This is a genomic window from Priestia sp. P5_B4 (assembly GCF_056400385.1).
On the sequence record NZ_JBFULJ010001163.1, the window covers coordinates 1 to 976 of the forward strand.

At 37.7% G+C, this 976-nt stretch carries 2 protein-coding genes; both read left to right on the top strand.

The features are described 5' to 3' along the window. Positions 1 to 127: 127 nt before the first annotated feature. Positions 128 to 391: a YesK family protein gene (locus tag AC1DRF_RS29615; protein WP_477742521.1), complete on the top strand. Its 264-nt coding sequence runs from the start codon at positions 128 to 130 to the stop codon at positions 389 to 391. A gap of 63 nt (positions 392 to 454) precedes the next feature. Next, on the top strand, positions 455 to 976 hold a 522-nt coding region (locus tag AC1DRF_RS29620; protein ID WP_477742522.1), incomplete at its 3' end, for an ABC transporter ATP-binding protein.

Here is a 976-nt window from a genome sequence, read left to right on the forward strand (position 1 = left end):
CAGTATCTTTTTTGTTTTGCTTTCCGGCTTAATTTTTTTATTAGCAATTGCGAATGGCATTTCTGAACCGTAAGCTTATTATTTTTATTATAGATGAATGATAAGGTTCTAGAGAGGTTGATAGATTATGATGATAGGCGGTCCTTTATTGATTGCGCTGCTGCCAGGTGTACTTATAATCCTTGTAACTTGGCTGTTCAGAAAGATGAAGTGGAACAAAGTCATTAGAATGCTTCCTTCAATGCTAGCCGTTATGGCTGCCGCCGTTCTTTTTTACATTGGCTATGTAGAAATAAGAGGTTTTGAAGGTGCGGGCTATTTGTTTTTATCTGTGTTTTTGCTTTTATTCGCGCTTGTATCCTATATTGTAGCTAAAAAGCCTGTACAATAATTTTTATAAACTTTATAAATTCTTTATAAATCCCTCCTATACTACGTGTAGGGGGGATTTAATATGAAAAATATCATTTTAGATGTAAAAAGTGTTTCGAAAAAAGTAAGACATCGTCACTTAGTAAAAGAAGTATCGTTTCAAATTAAAGAAGGGGAAATATGCGGATTGCTAGGGCCAAACGGTGCTGGTAAAACGACCTTAATTCGTTTGTTGACGGGGTTGATTAAACCAACCGGGGGAGAAGTTTTTATTAATAACAAACATATTTTTTCACAAAGAAAAGAAGCGCTGCAAAGCGTTGGCGCAATTGTGGAGTCGCCCATCTTTTTTCCTTATATGACAGGAAAAGAAAACCTGACAAATTTAGCTCGCCTGCATTCATTTCCAACAAAGAAAGAAAGGCAGCAAAAAGTAAAAGAAGTGCTTGATATTGTGGGGCTAACCGGCAGAGAAAATGATAAAGTTCGAACGTATTCTCTTGGGATGAAGCAAAGGCTGGGAATTGCTCAAGCGCTTTTAGGCGACCCGGACTTATTAATACTGGATGAGCCAGCCAACGGCTTAGATCCAATGGGCGTACGT

Excerpts from the sequence above, each read along its gene's own strand:
- AC1DRF_RS29615 (WP_477742521.1), top strand. The coding sequence starts at position 128 with ATGATGATAGGCGGTCCTTTATTGATTGCGCTGCTGCCAGGTGTACTT.